This window comes from Diaphorobacter sp. B2A2W2 (genome assembly GCF_056730635.1).
Genome location: NZ_JBWZOR010000003.1, coordinates 484,683 through 499,134, shown reverse-complemented (window position 1 = coordinate 499,134; position 14,452 = coordinate 484,683). Strand labels below are relative to the sequence as shown.

At 66.7% G+C, this 14,452-nt stretch carries 16 protein-coding genes and 1 pseudogene; 2 read left to right on the top strand and 15 right to left on the bottom strand.

The window, feature by feature from the left end; translation table 11 throughout:
• Positions 1–86: 86 nt before the first annotated feature.
• The 11 genes and pseudogenes from hisG to AC1PPL_RS08405 all read right to left on the bottom strand — a co-directional run bounded on the left by hisG (position 87) and on the right by AC1PPL_RS08405 (position 8,329).
• Positions 87–737 (bottom strand): ATP phosphoribosyltransferase, encoded by a 651-nt coding sequence (hisG, locus tag AC1PPL_RS08455; protein ID WP_011804208.1) that lies wholly within the window; start codon positions 735–737, stop codon positions 87–89.
• The gene (gene murA, locus AC1PPL_RS08450; protein WP_288011831.1) at positions 734–2,056 is read right to left on the bottom strand and encodes a UDP-N-acetylglucosamine 1-carboxyvinyltransferase; all 1,323 of its coding nucleotides are present in this window, start codon (positions 2,054–2,056) and stop codon (positions 734–736) included. Before murA ends, hisG begins: the two co-directional genes overlap by 4 nt.
• Positions 2,057–2,277: 221 nt before the next feature.
• Positions 2,278–2,526 carry a BolA family protein gene (locus AC1PPL_RS08445; protein ID WP_479973064.1) on the bottom strand — a complete coding sequence of 83 codons (249 nt, stop codon included), beginning with the start codon at positions 2,524–2,526 and terminating at the stop codon, positions 2,278–2,280.
• A 1-nt stretch (position 2,527) separates the two neighbouring features.
• Positions 2,528–3,283, bottom strand: coding sequence for an ABC transporter permease (locus tag AC1PPL_RS08440; protein WP_012655715.1), 756 nt, complete (start codon positions 3,281–3,283; stop codon positions 2,528–2,530).
• Entirely contained in the window at positions 3,280–4,197 is a 918-nt protein-coding gene (locus tag AC1PPL_RS08435) for an ABC transporter ATP-binding protein (protein ID WP_103737812.1), read from the bottom strand. Before AC1PPL_RS08435 ends, AC1PPL_RS08440 begins: the two co-directional genes overlap by 4 nt.
• Positions 4,198–4,294: 97 nt before the next feature.
• Positions 4,295–4,576, bottom strand: a pseudogene (locus AC1PPL_RS08430) (STAS domain-containing protein); the annotation flags it as partial.
• 18 nt (positions 4,577–4,594) lie between these two features.
• Positions 4,595–5,242: an MlaC/ttg2D family ABC transporter substrate-binding protein gene (locus tag AC1PPL_RS08425; protein WP_012655713.1), complete on the bottom strand. Its 648-nt coding sequence runs from the start codon at positions 5,240–5,242 to the stop codon at positions 4,595–4,597.
• Between the two features lie 178 nt (positions 5,243–5,420).
• Entirely contained in the window at positions 5,421–6,173 is a 753-nt protein-coding gene (locus tag AC1PPL_RS08420; RefSeq protein ID WP_479973063.1) for an MlaA family lipoprotein, read from the bottom strand.
• Positions 6,170–6,655 (bottom strand): outer membrane lipid asymmetry maintenance protein MlaD, encoded by a 486-nt coding sequence (mlaD, locus tag AC1PPL_RS08415; protein ID WP_012655711.1) that lies wholly within the window; start codon positions 6,653–6,655, stop codon positions 6,170–6,172. The genes AC1PPL_RS08420 and mlaD overlap by 4 nt, the downstream gene beginning before the upstream one ends.
• Positions 6,656–6,689: 34 nt before the next feature.
• Entirely contained in the window at positions 6,690–7,472 is a 783-nt protein-coding gene (gene mlaE, locus AC1PPL_RS08410; RefSeq protein ID WP_011804199.1) for a lipid asymmetry maintenance ABC transporter permease subunit MlaE, read from the bottom strand.
• Entirely contained in the window at positions 7,469–8,329 is an 861-nt protein-coding gene (locus tag AC1PPL_RS08405; protein ID WP_012655710.1) for an ABC transporter ATP-binding protein, read from the bottom strand. The genes mlaE and AC1PPL_RS08405 overlap by 4 nt, the downstream gene beginning before the upstream one ends.
• A 363-nt stretch (positions 8,330–8,692) precedes the next feature.
• Between AC1PPL_RS08405 and speD the strand changes: the two genes are divergently transcribed.
• Both speD and speE read left to right on the top strand, forming a co-directional pair.
• Positions 8,693–9,103: an adenosylmethionine decarboxylase gene (gene speD, locus AC1PPL_RS08400; protein ID WP_011804197.1), complete on the top strand. Its 411-nt coding sequence runs from the start codon at positions 8,693–8,695 to the stop codon at positions 9,101–9,103.
• Positions 9,103–10,065, top strand: coding sequence for a polyamine aminopropyltransferase (gene speE / locus AC1PPL_RS08395; RefSeq protein WP_479973062.1), 963 nt, complete (start codon positions 9,103–9,105; stop codon positions 10,063–10,065). The genes speD and speE overlap by 1 nt, the downstream gene beginning before the upstream one ends.
• 191 nt (positions 10,066–10,256) lie before the next feature.
• On the opposite strand, the gene AC1PPL_RS08390 is transcribed toward speE, so the two are convergent.
• From AC1PPL_RS08390 to AC1PPL_RS08375, 4 genes are all read right to left on the bottom strand, one after another.
• The gene (locus AC1PPL_RS08390; RefSeq protein ID WP_479973061.1) at positions 10,257–11,039 is read right to left on the bottom strand and encodes an amino acid ABC transporter ATP-binding protein; all 783 of its coding nucleotides are present in this window, start codon (positions 11,037–11,039) and stop codon (positions 10,257–10,259) included.
• Positions 11,020–11,673 (bottom strand): amino acid ABC transporter permease, encoded by a 654-nt coding sequence (locus AC1PPL_RS08385; RefSeq protein ID WP_012655708.1) that lies wholly within the window; start codon positions 11,671–11,673, stop codon positions 11,020–11,022. The genes AC1PPL_RS08390 and AC1PPL_RS08385 overlap by 20 nt, the downstream gene beginning before the upstream one ends.
• A 158-nt stretch (positions 11,674–11,831) precedes the next feature.
• Positions 11,832–12,632 (bottom strand): amino acid ABC transporter substrate-binding protein, encoded by an 801-nt coding sequence (locus AC1PPL_RS08380; protein ID WP_041835888.1) that lies wholly within the window; start codon positions 12,630–12,632, stop codon positions 11,832–11,834.
• 317 nt (positions 12,633–12,949) lie between these two features.
• Positions 12,950–14,428, bottom strand: coding sequence for a glutamate synthase subunit beta (locus AC1PPL_RS08375; RefSeq protein WP_479973060.1), 1,479 nt, complete (start codon positions 14,426–14,428; stop codon positions 12,950–12,952).
• Positions 14,429–14,452: the final 24 nt, after the last annotated feature.

The following is a 14,452-nucleotide window of genomic DNA, read 5'->3' as shown; positions in this document are numbered from 1 at the left end:
ACCATAACTCGGGCCACGGCGCGCGGTTGCAACGCCGGGCGATGGACGCGGAACCAAAGCGGCGCAGACGCAGCCCTGCGCACCCCTCAGCCCTGCGGCACGGCGGAGGCGAATGCGTCGATGATGCGGCGCAGCGGCGCCTGCTTCAGCTTCAGCGCGGCCTGGTTCACCACCAGGTGCGAACTGATGTCCATGATCTGCTCCACCTCCACGAGGTTGTTGGCCTTGAGCGTGTTGCCAGTGGAGACCAAGTCCACGATGGCATCGGCCAGGCCGGTGAGCGGCGCCAGTTCCATGCTGCCGTAGAGCTTGATGAGGTCCACGTGCACGCCCTTGCTGGCGAAGAAATCGCGCGCGATGCTGGTGTATTTGGTGGCCACCTTCAGGCGCGAGCCCTGGGTGACGGCCTCGCGGTAGTCGAAATCGGCGCGCACGGCCACGCTCACGCGGCACTTGGCAATCTTCAGATCCAGCGGGCGGAACAGCCCCTGGCCGCCGTGCTCGATGAGCGAGTCCTTGCCGGCCACACCCAGATCGGCGCCGCCGTATTGCACGTAGGTCGGCACGTCGGTGGCACGCACCAGCACCACGCGCACCTCGGGGCGGCTGGTGGGCAGGATGAGCTTGCGCGACTTCTCCGGGTCTTCCAGCACCTCGATGCCGGCAGCGGCCAGCAGAGGCAGGGTTTCCTCGAAGATGCGGCCCTTGGACAGGGCGAGTGTGATCTGCTGCGTCATTGAATTCTCTCGATGTCGGCCCCCAGGCCGCGCAGTTTGGCTTCCATGCAGTCGTAGCCGCGGTCCAGATGGTAGATGCGGTCCACCAGCGTTTCCCCGTCGGCCACCAGTCCGGCGATCACCAGGCTGGCCGAGGCGCGCAGGTCGGTGGCCATGACGGTGGCGCCCGATAGCCGCGCGCCCGCAGGCGCCGCGCCGCCCAGCCCCTCGATCACCGCTACGCGGCCATCCGTGGTCTGGATTTTCGCGCCAAGGCGCAGCAGTTCGTTGACGTGCATGAAACGGTTCTCGAAGATCGTCTCGGCCACCGTGGCGGTGCCCTGGGCCACCACGTTCAGCGCCATGAACTGCGCCTGCATGTCGGTGGGAAAGCCCGGGTACTCAGTGGTGCGAAAGCCCTGCGCCTTGAGCTGCGCCGCGCCAGGGCTGCGCACGCGGATGCCACCCTCTTCCGGCGCCACCTGCACGCCCGCGTCGCGCAGTTTGTCGATCACGGCGTCCAGGTGGTCGGCGCGCCCGTGGCGCAGCAGCGCGTCGCCGCCCGTGGCGGCCACGGCGCACAGGAAGGTGCCGGCCTCGATGCGGTCGGCCACGACGGCGTGCTCGCAGCCGTGCAGCCGCTCGACCCCCTGGATGCGGATGCGGCTGGTGCCATGGCCCTCGATATGCGCGCCCATCTTGATGAGCATCTCGGCCAGGTCCGCCACCTCGGGTTCCTGCGCGGCGTTCTCCAGCACGGTCTCCCCCTCAGCCAGCGTGGCGGCCATGAGCAGATTCTCGGTGCCGGTCACCGTGACCATGTCGGTGGTGATGCGCGCCCCCTTGAGTCGCGTGCACCCCTGCGGCAGCCTGGCGATCATGTAGCCGTGCTCGACCACGATCTGCGCGCCCATGGCCTGCAGCCCCTTGATGTGCTGGTCCACCGGGCGCGATCCGATGGCGCAGCCGCCCGGCAGCGACACCGTGGCCTCGCCGAAACGCGCCAGCAGCGGCCCCAGCGCCAGTACCGAGGCGCGCATGGTCTTGACCAGATCGTAGGGCGCCTCGGGCGTGGACAGGCCGCCCGCGTCCAGGCGCACTATGCCGGCCGCATCGGCCACGGAGCAGTCGGGGTCAGCGATGCGGTCCACCTGCACGCCCATGTTCCGGATGAGCCGCAGCATGGTGGCTACGTCCTGCAGGCGCGGCACGTTGTGCAGGGTGACCGGGTCGGCCGTGAGCAGCGCGGCGCACAGCTCGGGCAGCGCGGCGTTCTTGGCGCCGGAAATTGGCACCTCGCCCACCAGGGGGCGGCCACCGCGAATCAGGAGTTTGTCCATGGGTTTGCCGGTTGCTGCATTCAGTGCCAAAAATGGCTCTAGCGCTTATCTATCAAGCGGTAGCAGCTATTAAAATAATAGTGCGCGAATTCTTTCGGGGAACGCCGCGCGACGGTGTATGCGCCCATCCACCGGCGAGGACCGGGGCATGACGCCCGTGCCGCCCCCGCGCCGGGGCACGGTCCCGGCCGCACGGCCATCTTGCGAAGGACGGGGCCGTATCAGTCGCCCGCCTGGGCCTGCGCCCACTCGGCGGGGGTAAAGGTCCTCATGGACAACGCATGCACCTCGTCCGACTGCATGCGTGCGCCCAGTGTGGCGTAGACACGCTGGTGGCGCTGGATGGAGCGCTTGCCCTCGAACTCGGGCGACACGATGGTGGCGTACCAGTGGCGACCGTCGCCTTCCAGCGTGATGTGGTCGCAGGCCATGCCCGCGCTGATGATGTCCTTGAGTTGGTCTGCAGTCATGTCAGTTCCTGATTTTGTAGCCCGTGCGCAGCAGGTGCAGCGCCAGCAGGCTGACCAGCGCCCATGCCAGGCCGACGACGCCCAGGCTGAGCCAGGGGGAGACGTCGCTCACGCCGAAGAAGCCGTAGCGGAAGCCGTCGATCATGTAGAAGAACGGGTTCAGGTGGCTTGCGCCCTGCCAGAACGGCGGCAGCGATTGCACCGAATAGAACACGCCCGACAGGAAGGTCATGGGCACGATGATGAAGTTCTGGAATGCCGCCATCTGGTCGAACTTGTCGGCCCACAGCCCCGCGATGACCCCCAGCGTGGCCAGCAGCGCCGCGCCCAGCAGTGCGAACGCAAGAATCCACAGCGGCGCGGCGAACTGCGGCGTGGCGAACGCCAGCGTGACGATGAACACACCCAGGCCCACCACCAGGCCGCGCACCATGGACGAGCCCACGTAGGCCGCGAACCAGGCACGGTGCGACAGCGGCGTGAGCAGCACGAACACCAGACTGCCCATGATCTTGCTCTGGATCAGGCTGGACGAGCTGTTGGCAAAGGCGTTCTGCAGCACGCTCATCATCACCAGGCCGGGCACCAGGAAGGCGGTGTAGCTCAGCCGGTCATAGACCTTGACATGGTCTTCGAGCACATGGCCGAAGATCAGCAGGTACAGCACCGCCGTGAGCACCGGCGCCGCCACGGTCTGGAAGCCCACCTTCCAAAAGCGCAGCACTTCCTTGTAGAACAGGGTCTGCCAGCCGATCATGCGTGCTCCTCCTGCTCGGCCGCCATGACGTTGAGGAACACATCCTCCAGGTCGGCCTTGCGGATCTCCACATCCTCCACGCGCACGCCGGCGGCGCGCAGCCGGGCCAGCAACTGCTCGATCTCCTGCGCGTCCTGCGCGGGCAACTGGGCCACGCGGCCGGTCACGCGCGCCAGCGCTGCCAGGTCGGCCGGCAGCGTATCGTCGGTCTTGAACCGCAGGACGTTGGTGGAGGCCGCCTGCAGCAGCTCGGACGTGCGCGCCAAGGCCACGACGCGCCCGCGCTTGAGCATGGCCAGCCGCGTGCACAGCGCCTCGGCCTCTTCAAGGTAATGGGTGGTCAGCAGCACCGTGTGGCCCTGCTTGTTGAGGCGCGCCACAAACTGCCACAGCGTCTGGCGCAGTTCCACGTCCACACCGGCCGTAGGCTCGTCCAGCACGATGATGGGCGGTTTGTGCACCAGCGCCTGGGCCACGAGCACGCGGCGCTTCATGCCGCCCGAGAGCTGGCGCATGTTGGCCGTGGCCTTGTCGGCCAGCCCCAGGTTTTCCAGCAGCTCATCGATCCAGGCGTCGTTGTTCTTCACGCCGAAGTAGCCGGACTGGATGCGCAGCGTCTCGCGCACGTTGAAGAACGGGTCGAACACCAGTTCCTGAGGCACCACGCCCAACAGCCTGCGCGCGTCGGCAAACTGGGTTTGCACGTCATGGCCCAGCACGCTGACGCGGCCGCTGGTGGCGCGCGCCAGCCCGGCGAGGATGCTGATCAGCGTGGTCTTGCCGGCGCCGTTGGGGCCCAGCAGGCCGAAGAACTCGCCCTCCTCGATGTCCAGACTGACATCCTGCAGCGCCTGGAAAGGCCCTCGGGGAGTGGAAAAGCTCTTGGAAATGGATTGGAAGGAGACGGCGGGCATGGAAGAGCGGCATTCTAAAGGGGGGCTCTTGCGCGCGTGTCCGCAGGGGTTTGGCCGGCAGGCAACCCGCATGTGTGGGCAGCCCCGCAGGCCGCCGCTACAGGGCGGGCAGCAGTTCCTGCACCCCGTACAGCCCCGCCAGGCTGGACAGCGCCGGCGGCAGGGCCTTGACCACGAAACCCCGGTTCTCGAACACCGCTGCGCGGCGACACTCCAGCAGCACCGCGAGTGCGGAGGAGTCGAAGGCCGTCAGCGCACCGGCATCCACCACCACCAGCGATTCGTCCTGGGCCTTGAGCCCTTGCAGCAGCATGCGCAGGGTGGCGCCAGCGTGGCGGTGGGTGAGTTCAGCGGGCAGCACCAGCATGCACAGGCCTTTCGCTTCTTTCTGTTCTGGTTACTTGGCGCTGGAGGCGGCGTTGGCCTTGTTGCGCGCCACCAGCGCCTCGATCAGGCCATCTACGCCCTTGGCGTTGATCTCCTGCGCGAACTGGCTGCGGTAGGTTTCCACCAGCCACACACCCAGAACGTTGAGGTTGTAGATTTTCCAGCCCGCACCCTCGCCCGGCGTCTTCTCCAGGCGGTAGTCCAGTTGTATCGGGTCGCCCCGGCCGCGGATTTCGGTGCGCACGAGCACGTCCTTGTCTTCGGCGGCTGCGCGCAGCGGCTTCACAACGATGCTCTGGTCCGTGACCTGGCTGAGCGCGCCCGCGTAAGTGCGCACCAGCAGTGTCTTGAACTCGTCCTGCAGGCGCGCCTGCTGCTCCGGCGTAGCCTTGCGCCAGCCCGGCCCGACGGACGCTGCCGTCATGCGGCGGAAGTTCACGTGGGGCAGGATGGTCTTGTCCACCAGCGCCATGATGCGGTCCACGTCGCCGGCCTTGATGGATTTGTCTTTGCGCAGCGTCTCCAGCACATCGACCGAGAGGCGCTTGACGAGGGCATCCGGTGCCTCGTCGGCCGCCAGCGCGGCCTGGGGCACAGCCACCCACGTGGCCACCGCCATCGCGGCGGCGGCATGGATCAGGGTACGGCGGTTCATCATGGTGAGGCTCCTTGCGTGCAGCGCCACGCCGTGCGCTGCCATGTATGGTTTCGTTGGGTAGATTGTGGAGGGCGCCCCGCGCTGCACATGCGTCGCCGCCGTGCAGGGATGCAAGCAACTGCAACCGCGCCTGTCAGCCAGGGGCCCGAGTGCTTGTCAGGCCGGCCTTTGCGGGTTTTCAGTACTCGTCGTCGGGCAGCTTGCCCCCGTTTTCCTCATAGGCGCCCTCGTCGCGTGCGCCTGACACGCCACTACGCACCTTGAGGTACACGTCGCGCGTGAAGCTGTAGGGGTCCAGGGCCGCCGTATCCAGCACCGAGCCCGCGCGCAGCAGGCTAGCGCGCTGATCGACAAGGCGCAGGCCGTACAGGGAATTGCGGACCTCCACCGGGTCGAGCTGGCCCAGCGGGTTGCCCCAACTGTCTACCGGCAAAGCGGCCGTGTCGCGCACGGTGGACGGCCCCAGCAGCGGCAGCACGAGATACGGCCCCGTGGGCACGCCCCAGCGGCCCAGCGTCAGGCCAAAGTCCTGCTTGTGCCGCTCGATGCCTGCCTCGCTGGCAATGTCCAGTACGCCGCCCAGCCCGAAGAAGGTGTTGGTGGCGAAGCGCACGAGGCTCTCGTAAGCCTCCAGCCCGCGGAACTGCAGCAGGTTGTTGACGAACGACCAGGCATCGCCCAGGTTGCCAAAGAAGTTGCTCACGCCCGTACGCACCGGCTGCGGCGTCACGTCGCGGTAAACGGTGGCGACGGGTTTGAGCACCGCCTTGTCCACACTGTCGTTGAACGAATGCACGCCGCGGTTGAAGGGTTCGAACGGATCTGCGGGGTTGGCGTTGGGGCCCGTGGCGCAGCCGCTCATGAGGGCCGCGCCGAGCAACAGCGCCGCCCAGCGGGCAGTCCAGCCCGTGAAGCGAGGTTGATTTGTCATTTCTTGGTACCTCCATTGGACGAAGCACCTTCTTCGGCCTTGCCATACAGGAACTGGCCGATCAGGTTTTCCAGCACTACCGCGGATTGGGTGGCGGTCACCATGTCGCCCTCGGCCAGATTGTTCTCGTCGGCTCCCGGCTCGATGCCGATGTACTGGTCGCCCAACAGGCCGCTGGTCAGGATCTTGAGCGAACTGTCCTTGGGGAACACATAGCGCTTTTCCAACTCCAGTGTCACGCGCGCCTGGTAGGTCGTGTCGTCGAAGCCGATGGACTGCACGCGCCCCACCACCACGCCGGCGCTGCGCACCGCGGCCTTGGGCTTGAGCCCGCCGATGTTGTCGAAACGCGCCGTCACGGTATAGCCCGAGCGGAAGTTCAGGTTCAACAGGTTGGCCGACTGCAGGGCCAGGAAGACCAGCGCCGCTCCGCCCAGCAGGACGAACAGCCCCACCCAGAAATCGTTTTTGGAATGCTGCATGGTGAATTTCCTCAAGACAGACGCATGGTCGCCGTCAGATACTGAACATCAAGGCGGTGAGGACGAAGTCCAGCCCCAGCACGGACAGCGACGCCATCACCACCGTGCGCGTGGTGGCGCGCGAGACGCCTTCCGGCGTCGGCTTGGCCACGAAGCCCTGCAGCACCGCGATGAAGGTGACGGCCACGCCGAACGCGAGGCTCTTGACGATGCCGTTGCCCACGTCCTTCCAGACGTCGACACCGCTTTGCATCTGGCCCCAGAACGCCCCGCCGTCCACGCCGATGAGCACCACGCCGACCAGCCAGCCACCGATCACACCCACCGCGTTGAACACCAGTGCCAGCAGCGGCATGGCGATCACGCCCCCCCAAAAGCGCGGCGCCAGGATGCGGCGCACCGGGTCCACGGCCATCATCTCCATGGCCGACAGCTGTTCGCCGGCGCGCATCAAACCGATCTCGGCCGTGAGCGACGTGCCCGCGCGTCCGGCAAACAGCAGCGCCGTGACCACCGGCCCCAGCTCGCGCACCAGGCCCAACGTGACCACCAGGCCCAGTGAGTTGGCCGAGCCATAGAGCTGCAGCACGTTGTAGCCCTGCAGCGCAAGCACGAAGCCCACAAACAGGCCCGACATGGCGATGATGGACAGCGAATAGTTGCCCAGGAAGTGCACCTGGTCACGCACCAGGCCAGGGCGGCGCATCACGTCGCCGAACAGCCCCAGCAGCCGCGCGAACAGGCGCGCGCCCATGCCCACATCGGCCAGCTTCGTGCGCACGGCGTAGCCTACGTGCGTGGGACGCCACCAGCTCATGGGGTACCTCCGCTGGCGTGGGCGTCCACGCTGGGCGAGCGCAAGGGGCCGAAATCGTCGGCCACGCTGGGGCCGGGGTAATGGAACGGCACCGGCCCGGTAGGCAGCGCGTGCACGAACTGGTGCACCAGCGGATCCGTGCTGGCGCGCACCTCTTCGGGCGTGCCCTGGGCGGCCACCGTGCCGGGCCCCAGGATGATGACGTGGTCCGCCAAGCGGAAGGTCTCTTCCAGATCGTGCGAGACGACGATGGTGGTCAGCCCCATGGCATCGTTGAGTTGGCGGATGAGTTGCGCCGCAGTACCCAGCGAGATCGGGTCAAGCCCGGCGAACGGCTCGTCGTACATGATGAGCTCGGGGTCCAGGGCAATGGCCCGTGCCAGGGCAACCCGCCGCGCCATGCCGCCGGAGATCTGGCTGGGCATCAAGTCCCGCGCTCCCCGCAAGCCCACGGCATGCAGCTTCATGAGCACGATGTCGCGGATCAGGTCCTCGGGCAGATCGGTGTGCTCGCGCAGCGGAAAGGCCACGTTCTCGTACACGCTCATGTCGGTGAACAATGCGCCGAACTGGAACAGCATGCCCATGCGTCGGCGCGCGGCATACAACTGTGCGGTATCCATGCGCCCTACGTCCTGGCCGCCCACCAGCACCTCGCCCTGCTGGGCGCGCTGCTGGCCGCCAATGAGGCGCAGCACCGTCGTCTTGCCCCCGCCCGAAGCACCCATCAGCGCCGTGACCTTGCCACGCGGCACGGCCAGCGACAGGTCGCGCAGGATCACCCGCTCGCCGTACCCGAAGGTGACGTTGCGCAGTTCCACGAGGGCGTCGCCCGGCGATGAAAGTGGGGAGGACATGGTGTATGCAGATACGCCCAGCTCTACGACAGAGCGCGAGGCGAACCCGACATCATAGGGGAAACCCCTCTGCTCGGCTGCGCCTCCCATTAAAACCTGTGGTTTGCATATGACGTTTGGCTATACTCGCCGGTTCTTAAGAAATGTCCCGCCCGACCCTCCGGGCGGATTGCTTGTCAGCGTTGCTGCATGGGCGTCACCGACGCACAACGGAACGAAGGCGCGGCAATGTGCCTGCGACATTCCCTTTTCTTCCGTTGCGCGTCTGCCTCCCGGCAGCGTGCTGGTCGGTACCCGGCGGACGGCGTCCGACCGCGGCGCCGTTTCCTGCCACCCCCGCAGAAAGAGAAAAGGCTCCAGATAATGAAGAATCTCCAGTCCGTCGTCCCCATCCCGGCTCCCGTCCCCCAGCGCCAGGCCACGGGCCTGCACCTGATCGGCGACCTGTATGGCTGTCTCTGCGACAGCCGCCTGATGTTGGACGCCGCGCATCTGGAATCGTTCTGCAAGGAGCGCGTGGCCGCCGCCGGGTTGACCACCGTGGGCAGCCTGTTCCACAGCTTTGGCGAAGGCGGCGGCGTCACCGGCGTGGTGGTGTTGGCCGAGTCGCACCTGTCCATCCACACCTGGCCCGAGGCGGGCTACGTCACGCTGGACGTGTATGTGTGCAACTACACCGAAAACAACCGCCCCAAGGCGCAGAAGCTCTTCGACGACCTGCAGGCCGCCTTCAACCCGGCCGATCCGCACCTGCACCGCGTCGACCGCGCCTGATGAGCGGCGCCCTCACCGCGCAGGCCACGCGCTACGTGGCCGAGCGCCTGAACGCCGACTTCGGCTTTTACCTCAGCGACCGCCGCCTACTGGCCGAACGCCAGTCGGCCTGGCAGCACATCGAGGTCTTCGACAACCCGCAGTTCGGCCGCGTGATGCGCATCGACGGCTGCTTCATGACCAGCGAGCGCGACGAATTCTTCTACCACGAGCCGATGGTGCACCTGCCGGCCATCGCCCACCCCGGCGTGCGCCGTGCGCTGGTCGTGGGCGGGGGGGACGGCGGCGCCGCCGAGGAGCTGCTGAAGCTGCCCGGCATCGAGCAGGTGGTGCTGGCCGAGCTGGATGGCGAGGTGATTGCCATGGCCCGCGATTGGCTGGGCCAGATCCACCGTGGCGCCTTCGACGACCCGCGCCTGGAGGTGCGCCTGGGCGACGCACGCGCCTTCATCGGCCAGACCGAAGAGCGCTTCGACCAGATCGTCCTGGACCTGACCGACCCCTTCGGCCCCGCCGTCGAGCTGTACACCGTGGAGTTCTACGCCGCCTGCCGCCGCGCGCTGAACCCGGGCGGCGTGCTTTCGCTGCACCTGGGCTCGCCCGTGCACCTGCCCGAGAGCCTGGGGCGCATCGCCGCCTCGGTGCGCGCGGTGTTTCCCATCTTCCGCCCCTATCTGCAGTACGTGCCGCTGTACGGCACGTTGTGGTGCATGGGCATGGCATCGGACAGCACCGACCCCGCCCGGCTCAGCGCCGACGAAGTGGACGCACGCATCGCCGCGCGCGGCCTGCGCGACCTGCAGCTGTACAACGGAGCCATGCACCAGGCGCTGCTGGCCCAGCCGAACTTCGTGCGTGCGCTGCTGGATCGGCCTGCGCTGCCGCTGCACAGCGGGGATGTGCTGGAAGAGGTGCGGGACCCAGCGGAGTTGCCGGAGGTGGTGGTGTCCGCTGCCGCGTGATGTCTAGCCCAATCGCCGCCCAGCGCTTGCTGGGCGAGCGCTAGCAGCTATTTTTTTTAAGCCCCTGCGCACGGTTGGATGTCGCTGGCCGAGGCCGTCCCCGCCAGCGACACAGAATCCCATTAGCTACCAAAAACATAGCTTCCAGCGCTTATCCCATCACCGCTAGAGCCCAATTCGGCGCTAGACCTTCAAAGCATGTGCTGCAAGAACGCCCGCGCCCGCTCATGCCCGGGATCGGCAAAGAACTCCTCGGCCGGACGCGCCGCGATGAGTTCACCCTGGTCCATGAAGGCCACGGTATTCGCCACCTCGCGCGCAAAACCCATCTCGTGCGTGACGACTAGCATGGTCATGCGCTCCTCGGCCAGCTCGCGCATGGTGCGCAGCACCTCGCCCGTGAGTTCGGGGTCCAGCGCCGAGGTGGGCTCGTCGAACAGCATGATGTCGGGCTCCATGCACAGCGCACGCGCGATCGCCACGCGTTGCTTCTGGCCGCCCGACAGGCGCGAGGGATAGTTGTCCCGCTTCTGCGCCAAGCCCACCTTGTCCAGCAGCGTCTCGGCGCGGGCGATGGCCGCATCGCGCGCCAGGCCCTGCACCACCATGGGCGCCTCGATGAGGTTCTCCAGCACCGTGAGGTGTGGGAACAGGTTGAAATGCTGGAACACCATGCCGGTCTTGGCGCCGATGCGGCGCACCTCGGCATCAGACACGTAGGCGCAGCGCCCCTGTGCATCGGTCGTGGCCAGGGTTTCGCCTTCGATGGCGATGTGGCCGCTGTCGATGGTTTCCAGGTGGTTCAGGCAGCGCAGAAAGGTGCTCTTGCCGGAGCCCGAGGGGCCGATCACCGCCACCACCTCACCGCGGTGCACCGACAGCGACACGCCGCGCAACACCTGCACATGGCCGAAGGCCTTGCGCACGTCGCGCGCCTCAATCATCTGCGTGGCGTCACTGGTCAAACTTGGCATAGCGTTTCTCCAGGCGCTGGAAGCCCCAGGTAAGCACCAGGGTCATGACGAGATAGAAGGCGGCGGCAACGATGAAGGGCGTGGTCGTGAAGTCGCGCTGCACGATGCCGCGCGCGGCGCGCAGCAGGTCGTTCAGGGCCAGCACGTAGATGAGGGACGTGTCCTTGACCAGGGTGATGGTCTCATTGCTCATGGGCGGCAGGATGCTGCGCACCATCTGCGGCAGCACGATGCGGCGCATGGTCTGGCCGTAGCTCATGCCCAGCACCTTGGCGGCCTCGTACTGGCCGCGGTCCACCGACTGGATGCCGGCGCGGAAGATCTCGGCGAAATAGGCCGCGTAGTTCAGCGCGAAGGCTGCCACGGCGGCAGGGAAGTCCGGCAGGCGCACGCCGATCACCGGCACGAAGGGCAGCGCGAAGTAGATGAACAGCATCTGCAGCATGAGCGGCGTGCCGCGCATGAGCCAGATGTAGCCATTGACCGCCGCCGACAGGGGCGCAAAGCGCGACACGCGCGCCAGGGCCAGCACCAGCCCCAGGGGCACGGCCAGTACCAGCGTGATCGCAAACAGCTTCAGGGTGACCGCGGCGCCTTGCGCCAGCGGCCCCAGAAGGGAAAGAACGTAGTCCATACGGAGCCTCAGCGTGCGGCGCCAGCACAGCTGCGGCGCCGCGTTCCCGGCATTGTCGCGGCTTGCGGCCTCGACGAAACAACACCGGCCGCCCTGTTCCAAGGCGGCCGGTGCCGGGGTCGCGCCCCTTGCGGGAGAAGAAGCGCGAAGGGTCTTGCTTACTTGATGATGTTCTTGCCGAACCACTGCTCGGCAATCTTGGCGGCGCTGCCGTCCTGCTTCATGTCGGCCAGCGCCTTGTCCAGCTTGCCGTGCAGTTCAGTGTCGTCCTTGCGCACGCCCACGCCGTACTCTTCGGTGCCAAAGTTATCGTCCAGCACGGCGTACTGGTCAGGCTTCTTGGCCACGTAGTAGCGGCCCACCACTTCGTCCACCACCACGGCTTCCAGGCGGCCGGTGGTCAGATCCATCAGGGCGGTCACGTTGTCGCCGAAGGTCTTGAGTTCCTTGAACGACTTGAAGACAGCCTCTTCCTTTTTGATGGCGTCCACGGCGCTGGAGCCTTCCTGCGCACCGACGACCTTGCCGGCCAGATCGGCCTTGGCCTTGATGGCGGAGCCTGCGGGCACCACGATGATCTGGTGGTTCTCCATGTAGGGCGCGGTGAACAGGATGTTCTGCTTGCGCTCCTCGGTGATGGTCAGGCCGTTCCACAGCGCATCCACGCGCTTGCCGGACAGCTCGGCTTCCTTGGCGCTCCAGTCGATGGGCTTGAACTCCACCTCCACGCCCAGGCGCTTGGCGGCTTCCTTGGCCATGTCGATGTCAAAGCCCACCAGCTCGTTCTTCTCGTCGCGGAAGCCCATGGGCGGGAAGTTGTCGTCCAGGCCCACGACGATCTTCGTGACGGCGGCCGGGGCGGGTGCAGGCGCGGCTGCGGGGGCGGCGGGTTCCTGCTTGGAGCAACCCACCAGCACGGCGCCCAGGGTCAGCAGGGCAACGGCGGCAAACTTCTTCATGGTGTAGCGATTCTTGAAAAGAACAGTCGGAACGAACAAACGGCCCGGGCACGCCGCCCGACCAGGAAGGTCGCGCAGCAAGCCCATGGCCGGGCAAACCCTGAATTGTCCCACCGATGCGGAGACTGCGCCCACTCGCAGCGCTGGAACAGGGGATTTGATGCCAATAACTGCCGCAGTGCCCGTCCAGCAAGCGCAAGCAGCTATCAAAAAATAAGCACAACGGCGCCCCAGGGCGCCGTTGTGCGGGTAGACGGGTAAGCAGACTGCGGCTGCGACCGCCTTCTGTAATTGCCCAATGGCGAGGGATTCCCGCCTCAGCGCGGCAGACTGCTTTCCCCCATCAGGAATTCATCCACCGCACGCGCGGCCTGGCGGCCTTCGCGGATGGCCCAGACCACCAGCGACTGGCCGCGGCGCATGTCGCCGGCGGCGAACACCTTGGGCGCGCTGGTCGCATAGCCGCCGGTGAAGTCCGTCGTGGCCTGGGCATTGCCCCGCGCATCCTTGTCCACTCCGAAGGCGTCCAGCACGGCAGCCACCGGGCTCACGAAACCCATGGCCAGCAGCACCAGGTCGGCCTGGTATTCCTTCTCGGTGCCGGGGACCTCGATGAACTTGCCATCCTTGAACTCCACCTGCACGGTTTTGAGGCCCGTGACCTTCTTGCCGTCGCCGATGAACTCCTTGGTGGCGATGGCGAACGCGCGCTCGCAGCCCTCCTCGTGGCTGGAGCTGGTGCGCAGCTTGTACGGCCAGTAGGGCCACACCAGGGGCTTGTTCTCTTGGCTTGGCGGCATGGGCATCAGCTCGAACTGCGTGACGCTGGCCGCGCCATGGCGGTTGCTGGTGCCCACACAGTCGCTGCCCGTGTCGCCGCCGCCGATGACGATGACGTGCTTGCCGTCCGCGCGGATCTGGCCCTTGAGCTTGTCGCCCGCGTTGACCTTGTTCTGCTGCGGCAGGAACTCCATCGCGAAGTGAATGCCGTCCAGTTCGCGCCCCGGCACGGGCAGGTCGCGCGACTGCTCGGCGCCCCCCGTCAGTAGCACGGCGTCGAAGTCCTTGCGCAGCTGCTCAGGCGTGATGGTTTCCTTGGACCAGTTGGTGACCTTGCTGCCTTTGCCCAGCCCGTCCTTGGCCGCGCCGATGAAGACGCCGGTACGGATCGTCACGCCCTCGGCCACCAGTTGCTCCACGCGGCGGTCGATGTGCGCCTTGTCCAGCTTGAAGTCGGGGATGCCGTAGCGCAGCAGGCCGCCCACGCGGTCGTTCTTCTCGAACAGCGTGACGTCATGCCCGGCGCGCGCCAGTTGCTGCGCGGCCGCCAGGCCCGCCGGGCCGGCGCCCACCACGGCCACTTTCTTGCCCGTCTTGCGGGCAGCCGGCTGCGGCTGCACCCAGCCGTGCTCCCAGGCGCGGTCGATGATGGCGTGCTCGATGCTCTTGATGCCCACCGCGTCATCGTTGATGTTCAGCGTGCAGGCGGCCTCGCAGGGTGCGGGGCAGATACGGCCGGTGAACTCGGGGAAGTTGTTGGTGCTGTGCAGCACCGTGATGGCGCTCTTCCAGTCCTGGTGGTAAACGAGGTCGTTGAAGTCCGGGATGATGTTGTTCACCGGGCAGCCGTTGTTGCAGAACGGCGTGCCGCAGTCCATGCAGCGCGCGCCCTGGGTCTTGGCCTGCTCGGCGTCCAGGCCGATAACGAACTCCTTGTAGTGCTTCACACGCTCGACGGCGGGCGCGTAGCCCTCCTCGATGCGCTCGTATTCCATGAAACCTGTGGTCTTGCCCATGATCGTGGTGTCCTGTCTTTGTGC